Raw genomic sequence first — 16,790 nt, 5'->3', positions numbered from 1 at the left:
TGTAGGATAGAAGGTTATGGAAATCGCTCAAGCAAATTTGAACTTTATCTTCAAATGGCATATCCCTTGCAATAGTGAAGACAGTATGAAAAGTAACCAACACAAAGAACCAACGTTAAAGTATTAGGAGGTTTTCAATGTTCTCAAAATTCCACAATCGTCAAAGAGGTTTCACCCTCATCGAGCTCATGATCGTTGTCGTAATCATCGGTATTTTGGCTGCTCTGGCTATTCCTCGTTTCATGAGGGCTTCAACCAAGTCAAAACAGTCTGAAGCCAAACAGGTATTAAAACAGATTTATACTATGGAACGTACCTATCGTCAGGATCACAGCACCTATTGGGGAGCTGGTATAACTTCTTCAGCCGCAGCGCCTAACACCTTCAATACCATTGGTGTCGAAATTATGCCGACCGCTATTTATTCCTACACCATCACCACAGCCGATGGCACCGATCTTCTCGTGACGGCCACCTGTGGTATTCTTGATGATGATGTTCAGGTAGATTCCTGGACTATCGATGAAAGAGGCGAGCTGCTTTGTACCGCAGATGATGTTGTCTTAAACTAAATTGATAAAAAGCACCTTTTGGGCGGAAGCAGTCACTTCCGCCCTTTTTTTAGGTACGAATCGATTATTGAAATCTGACGTGGAGGTTTAAAATGTTTTCCATATTCCGTCGGAATCAAAAGGGGTTTACGCTAATTGAACTGATGATTGTTGTTGTTATTGTCGGCATATTGGCCGCCCTGGCTGTACCTCGATTCATGAGAGTCTCGACTAAATCCAAACAGGTCGAAGCCAAGCAGATGCTGAAACAATTATACAGTATGGAACGCCAGTATCGTCTTGATCATACCTCTTATTGGGGAGCGGGAGTGACCGGCTCCGCCGTGGCACCGACTGCTTTCGAGGGTATTATGGTTGAAATCATGCCCAGCGCGATTTATACCTATACCATCAACACCGCCGATGATACCGACTTGTTAGTTACCGCCACCTGCGGTATTCTTGACGACGACGACGACGTCGATACGTGGACTATAGATGAAGGCGGGAATCTTATTTGCGTCAGTAATGACGCCGATTTTTAATACCCTTCGTGTATAAAAATCCATAAAGCAGGCAATGCCCGCTTTTTTTATTGGTCAAATCTTTTTCATATCAGCCGAAATATAGTTTATGAAACAAGTTACGGCTCCAGCTTCCGTTTTTATAATTTTGTTGGCAATTTATCTTTGGACGATTGCCCCAGGGAATTTCTGGGTCGATTCAGCCGCTTTTGCCACCTGCAATGAAATACTGGGATTGCCTCATTCACCGAGTTTTCCCATTTATACGATTATCGGGAAAGCCTTTCATTTAATCAGCCCTGGCGGTCCGGCTTTTGACAGCAATCTCTATTCGGCCGTCGCGTCTTCATTTGCAGGAGTGGTCATTTATTTTATCCTTTTATCATTCATGAGCAGAATTATAAGTGGTTCAATTAATTCCAAACTGGTTGCCTCTTGCGGAGCAATCATGATCGGGTTGACCTTGCCGGTTTGGCAGTCATCCCTTCGTGCCGAAGTTTACGCCCTGAATAACCTCCTTCTTGCGCTAATAATGTTTTTATATCTGAAAATTCTAAGTGAGAAATCCAATCGTCAAAAAGTGAAACTTTGTTTCCTCGCTATTTTTATTCAAGGGTTAGCATTTACCAATCATTCACTTTTGGCGTTAATCACTTTGCCTCTATTTATTGGAATGGTATTCCACCTGACTCAAAAATTCGATTTTGGGTTTGTTGGAAAAATAGTTTCTACTGGAATGGTAATATTTGCGATTGCATTGAGCGCATATATCTATTTGCCGATTCGAGCCAATCTCGATCCCGCAGTAAATTCCGGTCAACCCAAGACAATCTCCGCGACATTCAAAGCGATAACAAGAACCGGCCAGGATTTCATCCCTGCATCACAAGCAGCCGTACCCAATTATGCTGAGAGGGCTGGAGCATTAGTCCGGTTTATATACGATCAAACAGGAAGCTTGATTTTGATAGGCTTGATTGCTTGTCTCTTCCGGGTATTCAGAAACCGACGATGGGATTTGGTGTTAATGGCATCTTTGTTTCCTCTCGGATTCCTGCTGGTGATATGGGCCGCCGAATTCAGACTATTCAATTTTGATATCGTGGCTTATACAGGGATTCCCCTTGCCGTACTTATTATCATCTCCATATCGGGATTGTTCTCATTAGCGGAACAAATAAAGAACAAATCAAATTTCGGAAAATTCATACCTGCCGTTTTTGTCATCCTCGCGTTTTTCCAGCTCTATGAAAATTTATACGCTTCCGATTTGTCCGCAGCCAGAGGTTCCGATATTTTGGCCGAATCTATCCTCGATCGGGCACCTCGGAAATCGCTTTTGATTGTCAATGAAGATAATGTCGTTCTACCTCTGTGGAATCATTGCTACGCCCAGAATAAAAGAAGCGATATCGCGGTAATATCGGCGGGAGCCCTGTATCGGCCGGATTATCGAGGACAATTAGAAATCAATTATCCCGATCTTTTGCTGCCGGAAGTAATCGACCAAAACAAGATAATTTCGCTGCCTGAATATATCTCATATTTATGCGATTTGAATTTTCCTCTACGGCCAATCTACATTCAATACGGAGTGCCCGGAATAAATCCGGAACATATTCATCCCGATGGATTTCTATTTTGCCTCAGCGAGGAAAAACAAGAAATAAATTCCGATAAAATAGAAGAGCAAAAAACAATTCTGGAGAATATAGCTGGCAACGCAGCCGATTTATTGACCAGGGAATTTGTTGCTCGCAATGCCTTTAATCTGGGTACTTTTTATGACCGGCGCCGCCTCCCGAATTATGCCCTGGAATATTTTGAATATGCTATCCGGACCGACGATGAAAATCCGGAATATTTTTTGAGACTCGGAATAGCCATGCTGAATTCCGGCCGGACCGCCGATGCCGTTTTACTGCTGGAACAGGCGACTAAAATCGGAGAGGGATGTCCCGAAGCCGAACAATTACTTAATAAATTATCCGGAAGGAAATTAAGTTTGAAATGAATAAAGATCATATCGAAATATCTATCGTCGTCCCGATGTATAACGAAGCCGACAATTTGCCGGGCAACATCGAAATGATTCGAACCGCTCTGAAAATTACCAATATGCCGTTTGAAATTATCGCGGTTGACGATGGTTCAAAAGATAATACTATGGGAAAATTGCAGGCTATGGCTCGGCAGGATGATACCCTGCGTCCGGTTGGTTATCCCGATAATTCGGGGCGGGGGAGAGCCCTGCGTACCGGAATCGCTCATGCCCGAGGAAAATATATCCTCACCTGTGACGCCGATCTTTCCTACGATGAGGCTTATTTGCCGGCTATGTATCAAATCCTGAGTCTGCCGGAAGCGCCCGATATGGTAATCGGGTCTCCCTATATGGAAGGCGGCTCGACAAAAAACGTACCCTCCAGGAGACTTTTTATCAGCCGGATGGCTAATTTGTTTTTATCGCGCATCATGCCGGGCAATCTCCGAACCGTGACGGGAATATTAAGAGGGTATAAAGCCTCGGCGATTCAATCGTTGGATTTGGAATCGGACGGCAAAGAAATTCATCTCGAAATATTATCCAAAAGCATCGCGGCCGGTTTCCGCCATATTGAATTCCCCGCCGAATTAACCGGACGGGCAAAAGGCAAATCAAAATTCCGATTTAAGGCTACGGCATTGTCGCATATTCTCTTTTCAGTTTTTGAAAAGCCTTCGATACTCTTTGGCGTAGTAGGATCGCTTTTGATATTGGCCGGTCTGGGGATGGGAAGCTACATAATCTATCTGTGGCAGAACGCTCAGCTAAATCCCAATCGCCCCTTGATGACATTGATGATAATTGTTCTTTTGGCCGGGATGCAGGTTTTACTATTCGGCTTTTTGGGCTCGCTGCTGGTCAGTTTGCGCCGCGAAATTTTTCGCATGCAGCGACGACAGGGTGAGATAATTCAATCAATCAAAAAGATTGAAAATAAGGATGAACCGCAAATTGAAAAAGAAGATGAAAAACAAAGAGTGAGCGTTGATTAAACTTCTCCTCATATCCAATCGTTACCCGGCTCATCCCGATGACGGTGCTTCTCCGTTTGTCTTTGATTTTGTCAAACGTCTCAGGCAAAAGGACATCGACGTAACGGTACTGACTCCTTATCACAAAGCCGACCGATACGATGACGAATACAATGCCATAAGATTTAAATGGTCGGAAGCAAAAAAGACAATCGGCTCTCTTTCCAAATATTCACCGCTTAGCTGGTACAAAATTTATAAATATTTTAAAAATGGTGTCAGCCAGTCAATAGCTTTACATGAAAAAAATAACTTCGATTTCACTCTGGCCTTATGGTCCGCTCCTTCGGGTATCTTCGCCAAAAAACTAAAAGATATGTATGGTATGCCTTATGCGGTTTGGTGCCTTGGTTCCGATATCCATTCCTACGCCCAACTTCCTGTTGTGGGGAAGAAAATAATCGAAGTTATTCAGGCGGCCGACCGTTCTTACAGCGATGGCATTGCTCTTAGTGAAATGGCCGAAAAGCTGGCGGGCAGAGAATGTCATTTTTTGCCATCAATGCGGAAGGTCGATTTCCGGGAGGAAGAGCAGGCAGGGACGGAAAATCTTTTTGTTTGTCCCGGCCGTGTTTGTAAATCAAAAGGCGTATTCGATCTGCTGGAAGCGTTTCATCTAATTATAAAGGAATTTCCCTCATGGTCGCTGTGTTACATTGGAGATGGCCCGGATATAAGTAAACTTCAAAACAAAATAAAAACTCTCGGTTTACAGAGCCGGGTAAAAAATTTGGGATTTTTGCCGCGGGAAAAGATGTTTCGTATTATATCAAGCGCCGCGGCGGCAGTGATACCGACGCATGTCGATTCACTGCCACTCACTTTTAGTGAGGCGATGCAGTTAAAAAAACCGGTGATAGTAACCGATATCGGCGATTTGAAACATTTTACGGAAAAATACCACACCGGCATTGTCGTTCCGCCTAATTCCCCAAAAGAGCTCGCGAACGCGATGAAAAATATAATTCAGGGAATGTCATTTGATACTCGCCGTTTTGCTTTATGTGTCGAAGAGCTTGATGTTGATCGGTCTGCCGATACGTTTACAGAATGGCTGAAAAATCATTTATCGCATGGGGCAAATCAGAAGGAACCCGCGCTATGCTAAATGATGTTTCACAAAAAAAAGCGTACTTCAATAATTACTGGGGTACTCGCGATATATCGAGCGCCGACGCCCGTTCACATCAGCGGGCCACATTCGTTGAATCATTACTGCACAAAGATAAAGGCCAAAAAATAATTGATGTCGGATGTGGCCGAGGCACCATTTTAATTTATTTGCGACAGCGTGGATACGTTGTCAGCGGATGCGATATTTCGACCGACACTATAAATGAATTAACTCGCCATGGCTATGACGCTTTTATCTGCGACCTTGAATCGGATCCTTTACCTGGAAAATATGACATTATAATGTGCCTGGAAGTTTTGCAGCAGGTTTTTGATTCGGTTAAAATCGTTCGAAAATTCAAACAGGCTCTCTACGCAAATGGTTGTCTCATTATCTCCGTCCCGAATGAATTTCATCTGTTATCACGGATAAAATTACTATTGGGGAAAAGTCATCTCGGTCATTTCGAGGAATCACATATCCGATTGTTTTCCCCGAAACGAGCCAAAGAATTGTTTTCAATAACAGGATTGACAATAATTAAAGCAATTCCGGTTTCGATATTCCCGCCTCAATGGAAATTTATGCAGCCGCTGGGAAAGATGCTGGCCCGGCTAATGCCCGGATTGTTTTCTCTCTCGCAAATCTACATGTTGGAGCCAAATGAGTACAACACAGATAAAATATGATTATGAAAAGGACGGAACTTTTTCCGAACGATTTCCCGTTCTTTTCAATGAAGATCAGCGCAATAAAAAAGCGGCCAAAGTTATCGCCGTTTGCCAGGATTATTCTTCCCGGCCACTGAATGAATTAGTCGCTCTCGATCTCGGAGCATCCACTTCTATCATGACCGGATTTTTTGCCCAACATTTCAAACGGGTGATTGCGCTGGATGTAGATGACGTAGGATTGAGATCGGGTAAGCGAAAGACTTCAGCCTCAAATATCGATTATTTATGCAGTGACGGAACCAATTCGGCCCTGAAAGAAGGCACGGTCGATGTCATCATATGCAATCAGGTTTATGAGCATGTCGAGAACCAACCCGGTTTGGCAAATGAAATCAATCGTTTATTATCGCCCAATGGTTTTTGTTACTTCGGCGCTGGAAATCGTTTCGTCTTTATCGAAGGTCATTATTTTTTACCGTGCCTGTCATGGATGCCTTTATGGGTGTCGCATATATATTTGAATCTGATGGGCCGTAAAGTCAAATATGATGTCTATCTGTTATCCCTGCGTAACCTCCGAAAATTGTTATGCAATTTCGAAATGATAGATTACACTAAGAAGCTTATAGATGATCCCGAAAAATTCTATGCCGATGATGTTATCAAACCAAATTCATTTTTAGCCCGTATGCCGCGTTGGATGTTTAAAATTGTTTATCCCCTTCTACCGGCCTGGGTGTTTGTGATTCGCCCCGGGGATAAGTCATAATCATTCCTTAAAACGTACAGAAAATAACTTCTCAAAATTAATTATTCGGCAAATTATACAGGCCAAAATTATGACATTCAACTTTCATTAAAAAACTCTCGTAACTTATTATCCCGCAACGCTAATAATATAGACTAAAACACCTAAATGATTTGACTTTCAATTTTAAACGAATATATTATCTGTCCTGACTGAGATAGTGAAATATTTCACCTACCGGTCGAAAGGGAAAAACACAAATTTGTTGGCGAATATAGATTTAGGAGGACGGAATGGCGAGGCCGAAAACCCATAAAAATTTCATTAACGGTCAATGGGTAAAATCTCATACCGGAAAGACTTTTCCAAACATTAATCCGGCGGATACTACTGATGTCATTGGATATTTCCAAAAATCGGATGAACGGGACGTTAACGATGCTATCACCACCGCTGCCGAAGCATACAAAACCTGGCGACTGGTTCCGGCTCCTAAACGCGGAGAGATTTTATATAAAATCGCCCAGCGATTACTTAAAGAAAAAGAACAGCTATCGCGCGATATGACGCGTGAGATGGGTAAGATATTACCTGAAACCCGAGGCGATGTTCAGGAAGCGATTGACATGACTTTCTATATGGCCGGTGAAGGCCGTCGGTCATTCGGGCAAACCACGCCCTCGGAAATGTATAATAAATTTTGCATGTCGGTTCGTCAGCCTCTCGGTGTGTGCGGAATGATTACTCCCTGGAATTTCCCCATGGCGATTCCGTCATGGAAAATGATACCGGCCATTGTTATGGGAAATACGGTCGTGATCAAACCGGCCACGGATACTCCGTTATCGGTTGTCAATCTCGTCAAGGTTATGCACGAAGAGGGTCTTCCGGCGGGCGTCGTCAACATGGTTACCGGGTCCGGCGGATCGGTCGGCGAACCATTGATGCGTGATGAACGAGTCGGATGTATTTCCTTTACCGGCTCGACTGAAATCGGCCGCAAGATTGCCGAAGCGTGCGCTCCGGATTTCAAACATTGCCATCTCGAGATGGGCGGCAAAAACTGCATCATCGTCATGGATGACGCCAAAATAGACCTCGCCGTTGATGGTGCGCTCTGGGGAGCCTTCGGCACGACCGGCCAACGCTGCACCGCTTCATCCCGCATCATTCTGCATAAGAAAATCTATAATAAATTCTCGCGCAAATTCATTGCTCGCGCCAAAGCATTGAAGATCGGCAACGGTCTCAATGAAAAAACAGAAATGGGTCCGGCCATTAATGAATCGCAGATGAATACCGTTCTCGAATATATACGCATCGGCAAAGAAGACGACGGCGCCAAACTCCTCTGCGGCGGCGGCCGGCTTAAAGGCGGAAAATACAATAAGGGCTGGTATACACAACCGACTATTTTTGGCGATGTGACCAACAGGATGCGCATCTTCAAAGAAGAAATTTTCGGCTCGGTGACCGACTTGATTCCGGCCCGCAGTTATGACCATGCCATTAAACTGGCCAATGACTGCGCTTATGGCTTATCGGCTTCGATTTATACTCAGGATGTTAACCGGGCTTTTTCAGCCATGCGTGATGTTTATACCGGAATCTTTTATGTCAACGCTCCTACCATCGGAGCCGAAACGCATCTCCCCTTTGGAGGCGTCAAGCATACCGGTAACGGTCATCGTGAAGCCTGCACCCAGGCTCTGGAAGTGTTCTCCGAATGGAAATCGGTTTACGTCGATTTTTCGGGAACCATTCAACGGGCTCAAATCGATAACCAGTAAATGAGATTTTGATAGTGCATATGAACCGAGAAGAGAAAAAACTGTATCGTGCCGACTGGAGAAGATTTCTTATCCGAACCGTCTGGCACGCTTCAGCCATATAATACTCGTGAAAACGAAAATGGTACGTAATTTGATTAAACCGAAACTGAACATGGAGAAATAAAAAATGGCACGAAGAAAAATTATAATAATGGGAGCCGCGGGAAGAGATTTTCACAACTTCAATTGTCTGTATCGCGACAATAAAGATTATGAAGTTGTAGCTTTTACAGCGACGCAAATTCCCGATATCGAAGGGCGTAAATACCCAAAATCTCTGGCCGGAAAACTATATCCGAAAGATATTCCAATTTACGATGAGGCCGATCTTCTTAAGCTTATCGTTAAGAACAAGGTCGACGAGGTCGTATTCTCATACAGTGATATTGCGTTTAATGAAGTAATGGCCAAATGTTCTCAGGTTATCGCTGCCGGAGCGGCTTTCTCGATGGTCGGCGGCGAACCCACCATGGTTAAAAGCAAAAAGCCGGTCGTCGCCGTATGCGCCGCCCGTACCGGCTGCGGTAAATCTCAAACCACTCGGCGCGTATGCCAGGTTTTGCAGGACATGGGTAAAAAAGTAGTTGCCATTCGTCACCCCATGCCTTATGGCGACCTCGCCAAACAGGCTTGCCAGAGATTTGCCAAATATTCCGATCTTGATAAGCACAAATGCACGATCGAGGAACGGGAAGAGTACGAACCTCATATTGACCGCGGCGTCATCGTTTACGCCGGTGTCGATTATGAAATGATTCTTCGCGAAGCCGAAAAAGAAGCCGATGTGATTGTCTGGGATGGCGGCAATAACGATATGTCATTCTACAAGGCCGACGTTTATATCACAGTCGTCGATCCCCATCGTCCAGGCCATGAATTGACTTATTATCCCGGTCTTACCAATGTTTATCTGGCCGACGTCGTCGTAATCAATAAAATTGATTCTGCCCCTCCGGAAGGTATTGAAGAGGTTCGCTCCAACGTCAGGACTGTAAACCCAAATGCCGTTATCATTGATGCCGCCTCACCGCTGGATGTTGAGAATGGCGAGAAAATTCTTGGCAAAAAAGTCCTCGTCGTTGAAGACGGCCCGACTCTTACTCATGGTGAGATGACTTACGGCGCCGGCATTGTGGCAGCCGAAAAATATGGCGCTGCCGAACTGGTCGACCCTCGACCGTATACCATCGGGAAAATTACGGAAACTTTCGAAAAGTATCCCGATATCGGTATTCTTCTTCCGGCCATGGGTTATTCGGGTCAGCAGATCAGGGATATGGAAAAAACCATCAACGCGACAAAATGTGATCTGGTTGTAATTGGAACTCCGATTGATCTCCGTCGGGTTGTGAATATCAAGCATCCCACCGTGCGGGTCACGTATAATCTTCAGGAAATTGGCCATCCTGATTTGGCCGATGTCCTTGGTAATGCCTTCGCGAAGAAAACAAGAAAGAAAAAATAGAAGCCAATGAGTGAAAGTGAGTCGCATAATAAACGGGCGATTATCGCCCTGGGCGGAAACGCTATAACGCGCCAGGATATTGAAGACACGATATCCAATCAGTTTGGCAATACTCGCCTGTCACTGGCTCCGGTTTTAGATCTTATAAGCCGTGGGTATGATCTTTGCATCACCCACGGCAATGGTCCCCAGGTGGGTAACGCCATACTTAGAGTAGAGCTTGGCCGCGGGAAAGCGCCCATTTTGCCGCTGGGAATATGCGTTGCCGATACCGAAGGCGGTATGGGTTATATGATTGAGCAATCACTCCAGAACCGCCTGATCAAAGAGGGGTTGGATCGGCAGGTTTGCACGATTATTACTCAAATGATTGTCGATCACAACGACCCCTCGATAAAAAATCCAACCAAATATATCGGTCAATTTTATACCGAAGAAAATGCGAAACAACTTGCCTTTGAAAGTGGATGGAAGGTCAAAAAAGACGCCGATCGCGGATGGAGGCGCGTTGTCGCTTCTCCCATCCCGCAAACCTGTGTCGAGAAAGATATAATCAAACTGCTTCTTGACAATCATGTGATTGTCCTGGCCGCCGGCGGAGGGGGAATACCGGTTTATGTCGATCCCGTACTGGGACTGGAAGGCGTTGACGCGGTAATAGACAAAGATCGTGCCTCAGCCGTTTTGGGTCGAGAAATCGGCGCGGAAATTTTAATTATCCTGACATCGGTTGATCGAGTCGCTATAAATTTCGGACAGGATAATCAACAATGGCTCGATAACATTATCGTTACCGAAGCGAAAAATTATCTGAGTGAGGGCCAATTTCCGCCTGGGTCGATGGGACCCAAAATGGAAGCGGCGATTGATTTTTTGAATAACGGAGGTAAAGAGGTTATTATTACCTCAATCGAAAAGGCGACTGATGCGCTGGCCGGAAAGCACGGAACCCGCATAGTGCCCGATTAGGAATTTGCCTTTGAAGGAAAACATAGTGCAGGAAATTTTACGGGAAGGGCACATTTACGAAGTTGGCGGCTGTGTACGCGATTCTTTGATGAATCGAAAAGTCGATATGAAAGATCTCGACTATCTTGTGACCGGAATACCGTTTCAACGTCTCAGGCAATTAATGCTTAAACACGGCCGGGTCGATCTGGTTGGTCGGTCGTTCGGTGTGATTAAATTCACGCCATGTCAAAAATCTATGTTATCAGAAGTTCCCGTAACTTACGATGTTTCGCTTCCCCGCGCTGAAATCTCTACCGGTCCGGCCCATACCGATTTCGATGTCGATTTTAATCCCGACCTGCCGGTTGAAAAAGATTTATTACGACGGGATTTTTCCATCAACGCTATGGCTCGCAGCCTGGCCGACGGTTCAATAATCGATCCTTTCGGCGGGCAGATTGATATTGAAAAGAAAATTATTCGCGTCGTTTCTGAGAATTCATTCAATGACGATCCTTTACGGATGCTGCGCGCGGTTCAATTCGCGGCTCGTTTCGAATTCGAAATCGAAACATCAACTTTTCAATCATTGAAAGATAACGCCCATTTAATTGAATCGGTATCTCCCGAACGCATAGCTGAAGAATTGAATAAAATATTCCTGCGGGCTGAGAAGCCGTCGATAGGTTTGAGATTAATGGAGATGAGCGGCCTGTTGGAATTTATCATTCCCGAATTATTGCCGGCTATGGGGTGCGAGCAACCCGGCGGGTTTCATGCTTATGATGTTTTTGAGCACACTCTGCATATCGTGGACGCCTGTCCTCCAAGGCTGGCATTGAGGTTGGCGGCTCTGTTCCATGACATTACCAAACCCAAACATAAGCGGGTTACGGATTCGGGAGCGACGTTCTACGGGCATGAAGGCACGGGCGCCAATGTTGCCCAAAAAGTAATGAAACGTCTGCGCTATTCGAATGATTTAATTAAAGACGTCGCGCTTCTCGTTGACCGCCATATGTTCACTACCGAAGTAGGCCCCAAAGGTCTCAGGCGCTTTATTCGCCGCATCGGCCAGCGTTTGATTCCCGATTTGCTGGATCTTCGCCGGGCCGATGTAATCGCCCAGGGAATGGGAGGAACAATCGAAGATGTTGACGAGATGGAGCAAGCTATCAAAGAAGAAATCAAGCGCAAACCGCCTTTTGGACGCTCGGATTTAAAAATCGATGGAAATGATTTGCAATGTGTATTTGGGATGGACGAATCACCCGTGATAGGGGAGGTTATCGACTATCTTCTGGAAAAGGTGTTGGATAATCCGGAAGACAATACATCTGAGATTTTGTTAAACTACGCCCGGGAGTACTTGGAAAACAAATAATTTTGGAATAGATATAACCAATGGAGCTGTTTGATGAAAGTTCATGAATATCAGGCTAAGGAGATTTTTCAAGCGGCCGGAATTCCCGTGCCGCAAGGAAAAATCGCCACGACCGTACAGGAAGCTGTGGAAATTGCCGACAGGCTGGCTCGCCCGGTGATGGTTAAGGCTCAAGTGCATGTTGGCGGCAGAGGCAAAGCCGGGGGCGTCAAATACGCTGAAAATCTCGAAGACGCGAAAATTTGGGCCCAGAGAATTCTCGGTATGGAAATTAAGGGCCTGCCGGTCAAAAGGGTTTTAATTACCGAAGCGGTAGAGATTACTTCAGAAACATATCTTGGAATTATTCTTGATCGCGCGACCAAAATGCCGGTGATAATGATTTCGGCTGCGGGCGGTATTGATATTGAGGAAGTGGCTGCCAAGACACCGGAGAAAATTCATAAATTGACCGTCAATCCGCAAGTCGGTTTGCGCCCCTTTGAGGCCCGTAATTTGGCTTATAGAGTTTTCCGCGATATTAAACTGGTTCGTCAAGTCTCTGATATCATTTTGAAATTGTATGACATCTTCTGGAAAGTTGACGCTTCCCTGATAGAAATCAATCCTTTGATTACTACTCCGATAAATCAGGTCATCGCTATTGACGCCAAGCTCAATATTGACGATAATGGTCTGTTTCGTCAGAAGGAAATTGAAGCCATGCGCGATATTGACGCCGAAATTCCCGCCGAAGTCGAGGCTCGTGAAGCCGGGCTGTCGTTTATCAAATTAGATGGTAGTATCGGATGTATCGTAAACGGCGCCGGTTTGGCGATGACAACCATGGACCTGGTCAAGCATTATGGCGGCGACCCGGCTAATTTCCTTGATATCGGTGGTTCCTCTAACCCGGAAAAAGTTCTCAAGGCAATGAGAATTATTCTAAGCGACTCCAACGTTAAAGCAATCCTGATAAATATCTTCGGTGGAATTACTCGTTGCGATGACGTTGCCAATGGAATTGTTGCCGCCTTTAAGGAGTTGAACCCGGATGTACCGGTAGTAACTCGGCTAACCGGCACCAACGAAGCTGCCGCCAGAAAAATCATGAAAGCGATCAACTTGCCCACCGCTCCGACTCTCGATGAAGTCGTGCAAAAGGCAATTAAACAGGCCGGGCTGAATGAGGAGTAGGAGAAAATTATGGCCATTTTTGTAGATAAAAAAACCAAAGTCGTTGTCCAGGGAATTACCGGCCGCGATGGTTCCTTTCATGCTCAACAAATGAAAAAATATGGAACCAATGTCATCGCCGGAGTCACCCCGGGTAAAGGCGGTACAAAAATTTCGGGAATTCCCGTATTTAATAAAGTCGCCGATGCCGTCGCCAAAACCAATGTGAATACATCGGTAATTTACGTTCCTCCGGCGTTCGCCGCCGATTCAATTTATGAAGCGGTCGATGCCGGTATAAAAACCGTGGTCTGCATTACCGAAGGAATACCGGCCAATGATATGATGAAAGTTTATCACTATATCAAGCATCGCGGTGTTCGCCTGATAGGGCCGAACTGCCCCGGTATCATTTCACCCGAACTGTCAAAAGTTGGAATTATTCCCGGCAAAATATGCAAACGCGGGAATATTGGCGTCGTCTCCCGAAGTGGAACGCTGACTTATGAAGTTATTTTTGCCTTAACCGCTGGAGGAATGGGTCAGTCAACCTGTATCGGTATCGGAGGAGATCAGGTCATTGGAACCAATTTCATCGATTGCCTCGAGGCTTTCGAAAATGATCGCTCGACCAAAGGCGTAGTCATGATTGGTGAAATCGGCGGATCGGATGAGGAGGATGCCGCTCGTTACATAAAGAAGAAAATGACCAAACCGGTCGTGGCCTTTATCGCCGGCCGGACAGCCCCTCCCGGAAAAAGAATGGGTCACGCCGGAGCGATAATTTCGGGTTCTTCGGGAACTGCCGCCGATAAAGTGGCCGCTCTGAACAAAGCCGGTATCCCTGTCGCCACTTCTCCACTGGATTTACCCGGTCTTATGGCCGAAAAAATGAAAGAGAAGAAGAAGGTAGCGAAGAAGGGGACTGCCAGAAAATCAACCAGGAAAACAGTCAAAAAGACGGCCGCTAAAAAAACCAAAAAAGCGACCGCCAGAAAAAAATAAATATCAAGCAGTGAATACTCAGGAGTACATCATGGCTGAGGAAAAAACGAAAGGTCAGTCTTCCAAAGAGGCAACTAAGGAAAAGAAGATCAAGTATCCTTATCAGGAAGGCAAAGGCCTCCCGCCCTTAAACCTATATTTGCACTGGTGTAAGGCCTGCAATATCTGTATCGCCTTCTGTCCCCTGGACGTCTTTGATCCTGACCGGGACGGAAAACCGATACTGGCCAGACCCGAACAGTGTTCGCAATGTGCCATCTGCTGGCTGCATTGCCCTGATTTTGTCATAACCTCGAACTACAAGTGAGGATGGTGTAATGTCGAACAATAAAAATTCCGTCCGCAAGTTAATCCAGGGTAATGAAGCCTGCGCACTCGCCGCGATTTATTCTGGATGCCGTTTCTTCGGCGGATACCCGATTACCCCTTCGACCGAAATCGCCGAAGGGTTGGCTCGGATGCTCCCCAAGTACGGTGGCCGTTTCATTCAAATGGAAGATGAAATCGGTTCCATGGCCGCTGTTGTGGGAGCTTCTATTGCCGGCGTCAAATCAATGACCGCGACCAGCGGACCCGGATATTCGTTGATGCAGGAAAATATCGGCTACGCCTATATGACCGAAACTCCCTGCGTCATCGTCAACGTCCAAAGAGGTGGACCTTCTACGGGTCTTCCCACCAAAGTTTCTCAGTCTGATACGATGCAGGCCCGTTGGGGAACTCACGGCGATTATACTGCGATAGCGGTTGCCCCGGCTTCCGTCAGGGAATGTTTTGAGCAAACCGTTAAGGCCTTCAATTTTGCCGAACGATTCCGTACTCCGGTTACTATTCTGACCGATGAAGTTATTGGGCATATGCGCGAAACAATCGTTTTACCGGAAGAAGGCGAACTGGAAGTCATCGATCGCGAAAGGCCGGACGTCCCCACGGAATGGTATCATCATTTTGAAATAACGCCCAGCCTGATTTCACCTATGGCCGGTTACGGTGATGGTTACAGATTCCATGTTACCGGATTGACTCACGACCAGGAAGGATTTCCAACCGCCAAGCCGGTAGAAATTCAGCAAAAACTGGATAAACTCCGCAATAAGATTATGCGCTTCGCCGACGAACTGGTTCAGCTCGAGACGGAAATGACCGAAGATGCCAGAATTTGCGTAATCGCCTATGGTATCGCCGCCCGGGCGGCTCGCCAGGCAGTGCATATGGCTCGGGAAAAGAGAATCCACGCCGGTTTGATTCGCCCCATTACTATTTGGCCATTCCCCGATGAACAGATACGGGAGCATTTATCGCACGCTCGCAAGGTTCTCGTCGCGGAATTGAATATGGGTCAGTTGGTCAACGAGATCAGGCGCATCGCTCCGCGCGGATGTAAAGTCGAACAGCTAAACCGCTACGACGGCGAAGTTCTCAACCCGGTTGAAATTTTCAAGAAAATACTGGAGGTAAAATAATGCCCGGCACAGTACAAGCTTCGGATGTTATCCATCACTATCTAAGGGTAAAGAAGAATTTTCCCAACGTCTGGTGCCCGGGTTGCGGTATCGGAATCGTCATGGGATCAATCATCCGCGCTATCAATAAATTGGAATATCGCAAGAATAATATCGCGATCGTGTCCGGAATCGGCTGCAGCAGCCGCCTTCCGGTCTATTGTGATTTCAATACCCTGCATACGACGCATGGCCGGGCGATTGGATTCGCGACCGGCGTCAAGCTGGCCAGGCCCAACCTGAAGGTTATCGTTGTCACCGGCGACGGTGACGCGATGGCTATCGGAGGCAATCACTTCATCCACGCCTGCCGCCGCAATATCGATATCACTACGATAATGATAAACAACCAGATTTACGGCATGACCGGCGGTCAATGCAGTCCTGCGACCCCGTCGAAGTCTTTTGCGACCACGGCGCCTTATGGAAATGTAGAGAACAACTTTGATGCCGCCGCTCTGGCCAAAGGCGCGGGAGCGACCTACGTTGCCCGCGGAACCGTATATCATGTTCAGCAACTGGATAAACTGATTATCGGCGCCCTCGAAAAGAAAGGTTTTTCATTAATCGAAGCGGTGTCTAACTGTCATACATACTACGGACGCATGAATAAAGAAGGCGACGCCGTGGCAATGCTCAAATGGATGAAATCGCATGCGATGCCGATCAAAGCGGCCAAATCGCTTCCCCCCGAAAAACTGGAAGGAAAATTTTTGACCGGTGTTTTATGGGATATCGAAAAACCGGAATTCTGCGATGAATACGAAAAGATAATTCAAAGATTCCAGAAAGAAGAGCGAGACTGAT

Annotated in this window: 15 protein-coding genes and 1 pseudogene; all 16 read left to right on the top strand. The window is 46.1% G+C overall.

Annotated elements, in window-relative coordinates:
• The first annotated feature begins 137 nt into the window (after positions 1–137).
• Positions 138–320 (top strand): annotated as a pseudogene (locus tag V3V99_10535) (prepilin-type N-terminal cleavage/methylation domain-containing protein).
• Positions 321–664: 344 nt separating this feature from the next.
• Positions 665–1,096 carry a prepilin-type N-terminal cleavage/methylation domain-containing protein gene (locus V3V99_10530; protein MEE9443088.1) on the top strand — a complete coding sequence of 144 codons (432 nt, stop codon included), beginning with the start codon at positions 665–667 and terminating at the stop codon, positions 1,094–1,096.
• Between the two features lie 88 nt (positions 1,097–1,184).
• Entirely contained in the window at positions 1,185–3,089 is a 1,905-nt protein-coding gene (locus tag V3V99_10525; protein MEE9443087.1) for a DUF2723 domain-containing protein, read from the top strand.
• The gene (locus V3V99_10520; protein ID MEE9443086.1) at positions 3,086–4,114 is read left to right on the top strand and encodes a glycosyltransferase; all 1,029 of its coding nucleotides are present in this window, start codon (positions 3,086–3,088) and stop codon (positions 4,112–4,114) included. The genes V3V99_10525 and V3V99_10520 overlap by 4 nt, the downstream gene beginning before the upstream one ends.
• Positions 4,107–5,261, top strand: a complete 1,155-nt coding sequence (locus tag V3V99_10515; GenBank protein MEE9443085.1) for a glycosyltransferase — start codon at positions 4,107–4,109, stop codon at positions 5,259–5,261. The genes V3V99_10520 and V3V99_10515 overlap by 8 nt, the downstream gene beginning before the upstream one ends.
• Positions 5,204–5,956 (top strand): class I SAM-dependent methyltransferase, encoded by a 753-nt coding sequence (locus V3V99_10510; protein MEE9443084.1) that lies wholly within the window; start codon positions 5,204–5,206, stop codon positions 5,954–5,956. Before V3V99_10515 ends, V3V99_10510 begins: the two co-directional genes overlap by 58 nt.
• Positions 5,931–6,710: a class I SAM-dependent methyltransferase gene (locus V3V99_10505; GenBank protein ID MEE9443083.1), complete on the top strand. Its 780-nt coding sequence runs from the start codon at positions 5,931–5,933 to the stop codon at positions 6,708–6,710. The genes V3V99_10510 and V3V99_10505 overlap by 26 nt, the downstream gene beginning before the upstream one ends.
• 272 nt (positions 6,711–6,982) lie before the next feature.
• Positions 6,983–8,479 (top strand): aldehyde dehydrogenase family protein, encoded by a 1,497-nt coding sequence (locus tag V3V99_10500; protein ID MEE9443082.1) that lies wholly within the window; start codon positions 6,983–6,985, stop codon positions 8,477–8,479.
• Between the two features lie 169 nt (positions 8,480–8,648).
• The gene (locus tag V3V99_10495) at positions 8,649–9,986 is read left to right on the top strand and encodes a cyclic 2,3-diphosphoglycerate synthase (GenBank protein ID MEE9443081.1); all 1,338 of its coding nucleotides are present in this window, start codon (positions 8,649–8,651) and stop codon (positions 9,984–9,986) included.
• A gap of 6 nt (positions 9,987–9,992) precedes the next feature.
• Positions 9,993–10,955: a carbamate kinase gene (gene arcC / locus V3V99_10490; GenBank protein MEE9443080.1), complete on the top strand. Its 963-nt coding sequence runs from the start codon at positions 9,993–9,995 to the stop codon at positions 10,953–10,955.
• Between the two features lie 25 nt (positions 10,956–10,980).
• A complete protein-coding gene (locus V3V99_10485; protein ID MEE9443079.1) occupies positions 10,981–12,321 on the top strand; it encodes an HD domain-containing protein in 1,341 nt (446 codons plus the stop codon).
• A gap of 33 nt (positions 12,322–12,354) precedes the next feature.
• The gene (sucC, locus tag V3V99_10480; GenBank protein MEE9443078.1) at positions 12,355–13,497 is read left to right on the top strand and encodes an ADP-forming succinate--CoA ligase subunit beta; all 1,143 of its coding nucleotides are present in this window, start codon (positions 12,355–12,357) and stop codon (positions 13,495–13,497) included.
• A 9-nt stretch (positions 13,498–13,506) separates the two neighbouring features.
• Positions 13,507–14,481 (top strand): succinate--CoA ligase subunit alpha, encoded by a 975-nt coding sequence (gene sucD / locus V3V99_10475; protein MEE9443077.1) that lies wholly within the window; start codon positions 13,507–13,509, stop codon positions 14,479–14,481.
• Between the two features lie 31 nt (positions 14,482–14,512).
• Positions 14,513–14,788 carry a 4Fe-4S dicluster domain-containing protein gene (locus V3V99_10470; GenBank protein MEE9443076.1) on the top strand — a complete coding sequence of 92 codons (276 nt, stop codon included), beginning with the start codon at positions 14,513–14,515 and terminating at the stop codon, positions 14,786–14,788.
• A gap of 10 nt (positions 14,789–14,798) precedes the next feature.
• Positions 14,799–15,944, top strand: a complete 1,146-nt coding sequence (locus V3V99_10465; GenBank protein ID MEE9443075.1) for a 2-oxoacid:acceptor oxidoreductase subunit alpha — start codon at positions 14,799–14,801, stop codon at positions 15,942–15,944.
• Positions 15,944–16,789, top strand: coding sequence for a 2-oxoacid:ferredoxin oxidoreductase subunit beta (locus V3V99_10460; GenBank protein ID MEE9443074.1), 846 nt, complete (start codon positions 15,944–15,946; stop codon positions 16,787–16,789). The genes V3V99_10465 and V3V99_10460 overlap by 1 nt, the downstream gene beginning before the upstream one ends.
• The last annotated feature ends 1 nt before the right edge of the window (position 16,790 follow it).

The organism is Candidatus Zixiibacteriota bacterium, from assembly GCA_036480375.1.
In the GTDB taxonomy this organism is placed as follows: Bacteria; Zixibacteria; MSB-5A5; order GN15; family JAAZOE01; genus JAZGGI01.
This window is presented reverse-complemented; position numbering and strand designations above follow the sequence as displayed.

Bases quoted from the DNA above. Each gene is read 5' to 3' on its own strand.
- V3V99_10505 (MEE9443083.1), top strand. From the start codon at position 5,931: ATGAGTACAACACAGATAAAATATGATTATGAAAAGGACGGAACTTTT.
- V3V99_10500 (MEE9443082.1), top strand. From the start codon at position 6,983: ATGGCGAGGCCGAAAACCCATAAAAATTTCATTAACGGTCAATGGGTA.
- sucC (MEE9443078.1), top strand. From the start codon at position 12,355: ATGAAAGTTCATGAATATCAGGCTAAGGAGATTTTTCAAGCGGCCGGA.
- V3V99_10520 (MEE9443086.1), top strand. From the start codon at position 3,086: ATGAATAAAGATCATATCGAAATATCTATCGTCGTCCCGATGTATAAC.
- V3V99_10495 (MEE9443081.1), top strand. From the start codon at position 8,649: ATGGCACGAAGAAAAATTATAATAATGGGAGCCGCGGGAAGAGATTTT.
- V3V99_10465 (MEE9443075.1), top strand. From the start codon at position 14,799: ATGTCGAACAATAAAAATTCCGTCCGCAAGTTAATCCAGGGTAATGAA.
- sucD (MEE9443077.1), top strand. From the start codon at position 13,507: ATGGCCATTTTTGTAGATAAAAAAACCAAAGTCGTTGTCCAGGGAATT.
- V3V99_10460 (MEE9443074.1), top strand. From the start codon at position 15,944: ATGCCCGGCACAGTACAAGCTTCGGATGTTATCCATCACTATCTAAGG.
- V3V99_10530 (MEE9443088.1), top strand. From the start codon at position 665: ATGTTTTCCATATTCCGTCGGAATCAAAAGGGGTTTACGCTAATTGAA.
- V3V99_10470 (MEE9443076.1), top strand. From the start codon at position 14,513: ATGGCTGAGGAAAAAACGAAAGGTCAGTCTTCCAAAGAGGCAACTAAG.
- V3V99_10510 (MEE9443084.1), top strand. From the start codon at position 5,204: ATGGCTGAAAAATCATTTATCGCATGGGGCAAATCAGAAGGAACCCGC.
- arcC (MEE9443080.1), top strand. From the start codon at position 9,993: ATGAGTGAAAGTGAGTCGCATAATAAACGGGCGATTATCGCCCTGGGC.
- V3V99_10525 (MEE9443087.1), top strand. From the start codon at position 1,185: ATGAAACAAGTTACGGCTCCAGCTTCCGTTTTTATAATTTTGTTGGCA.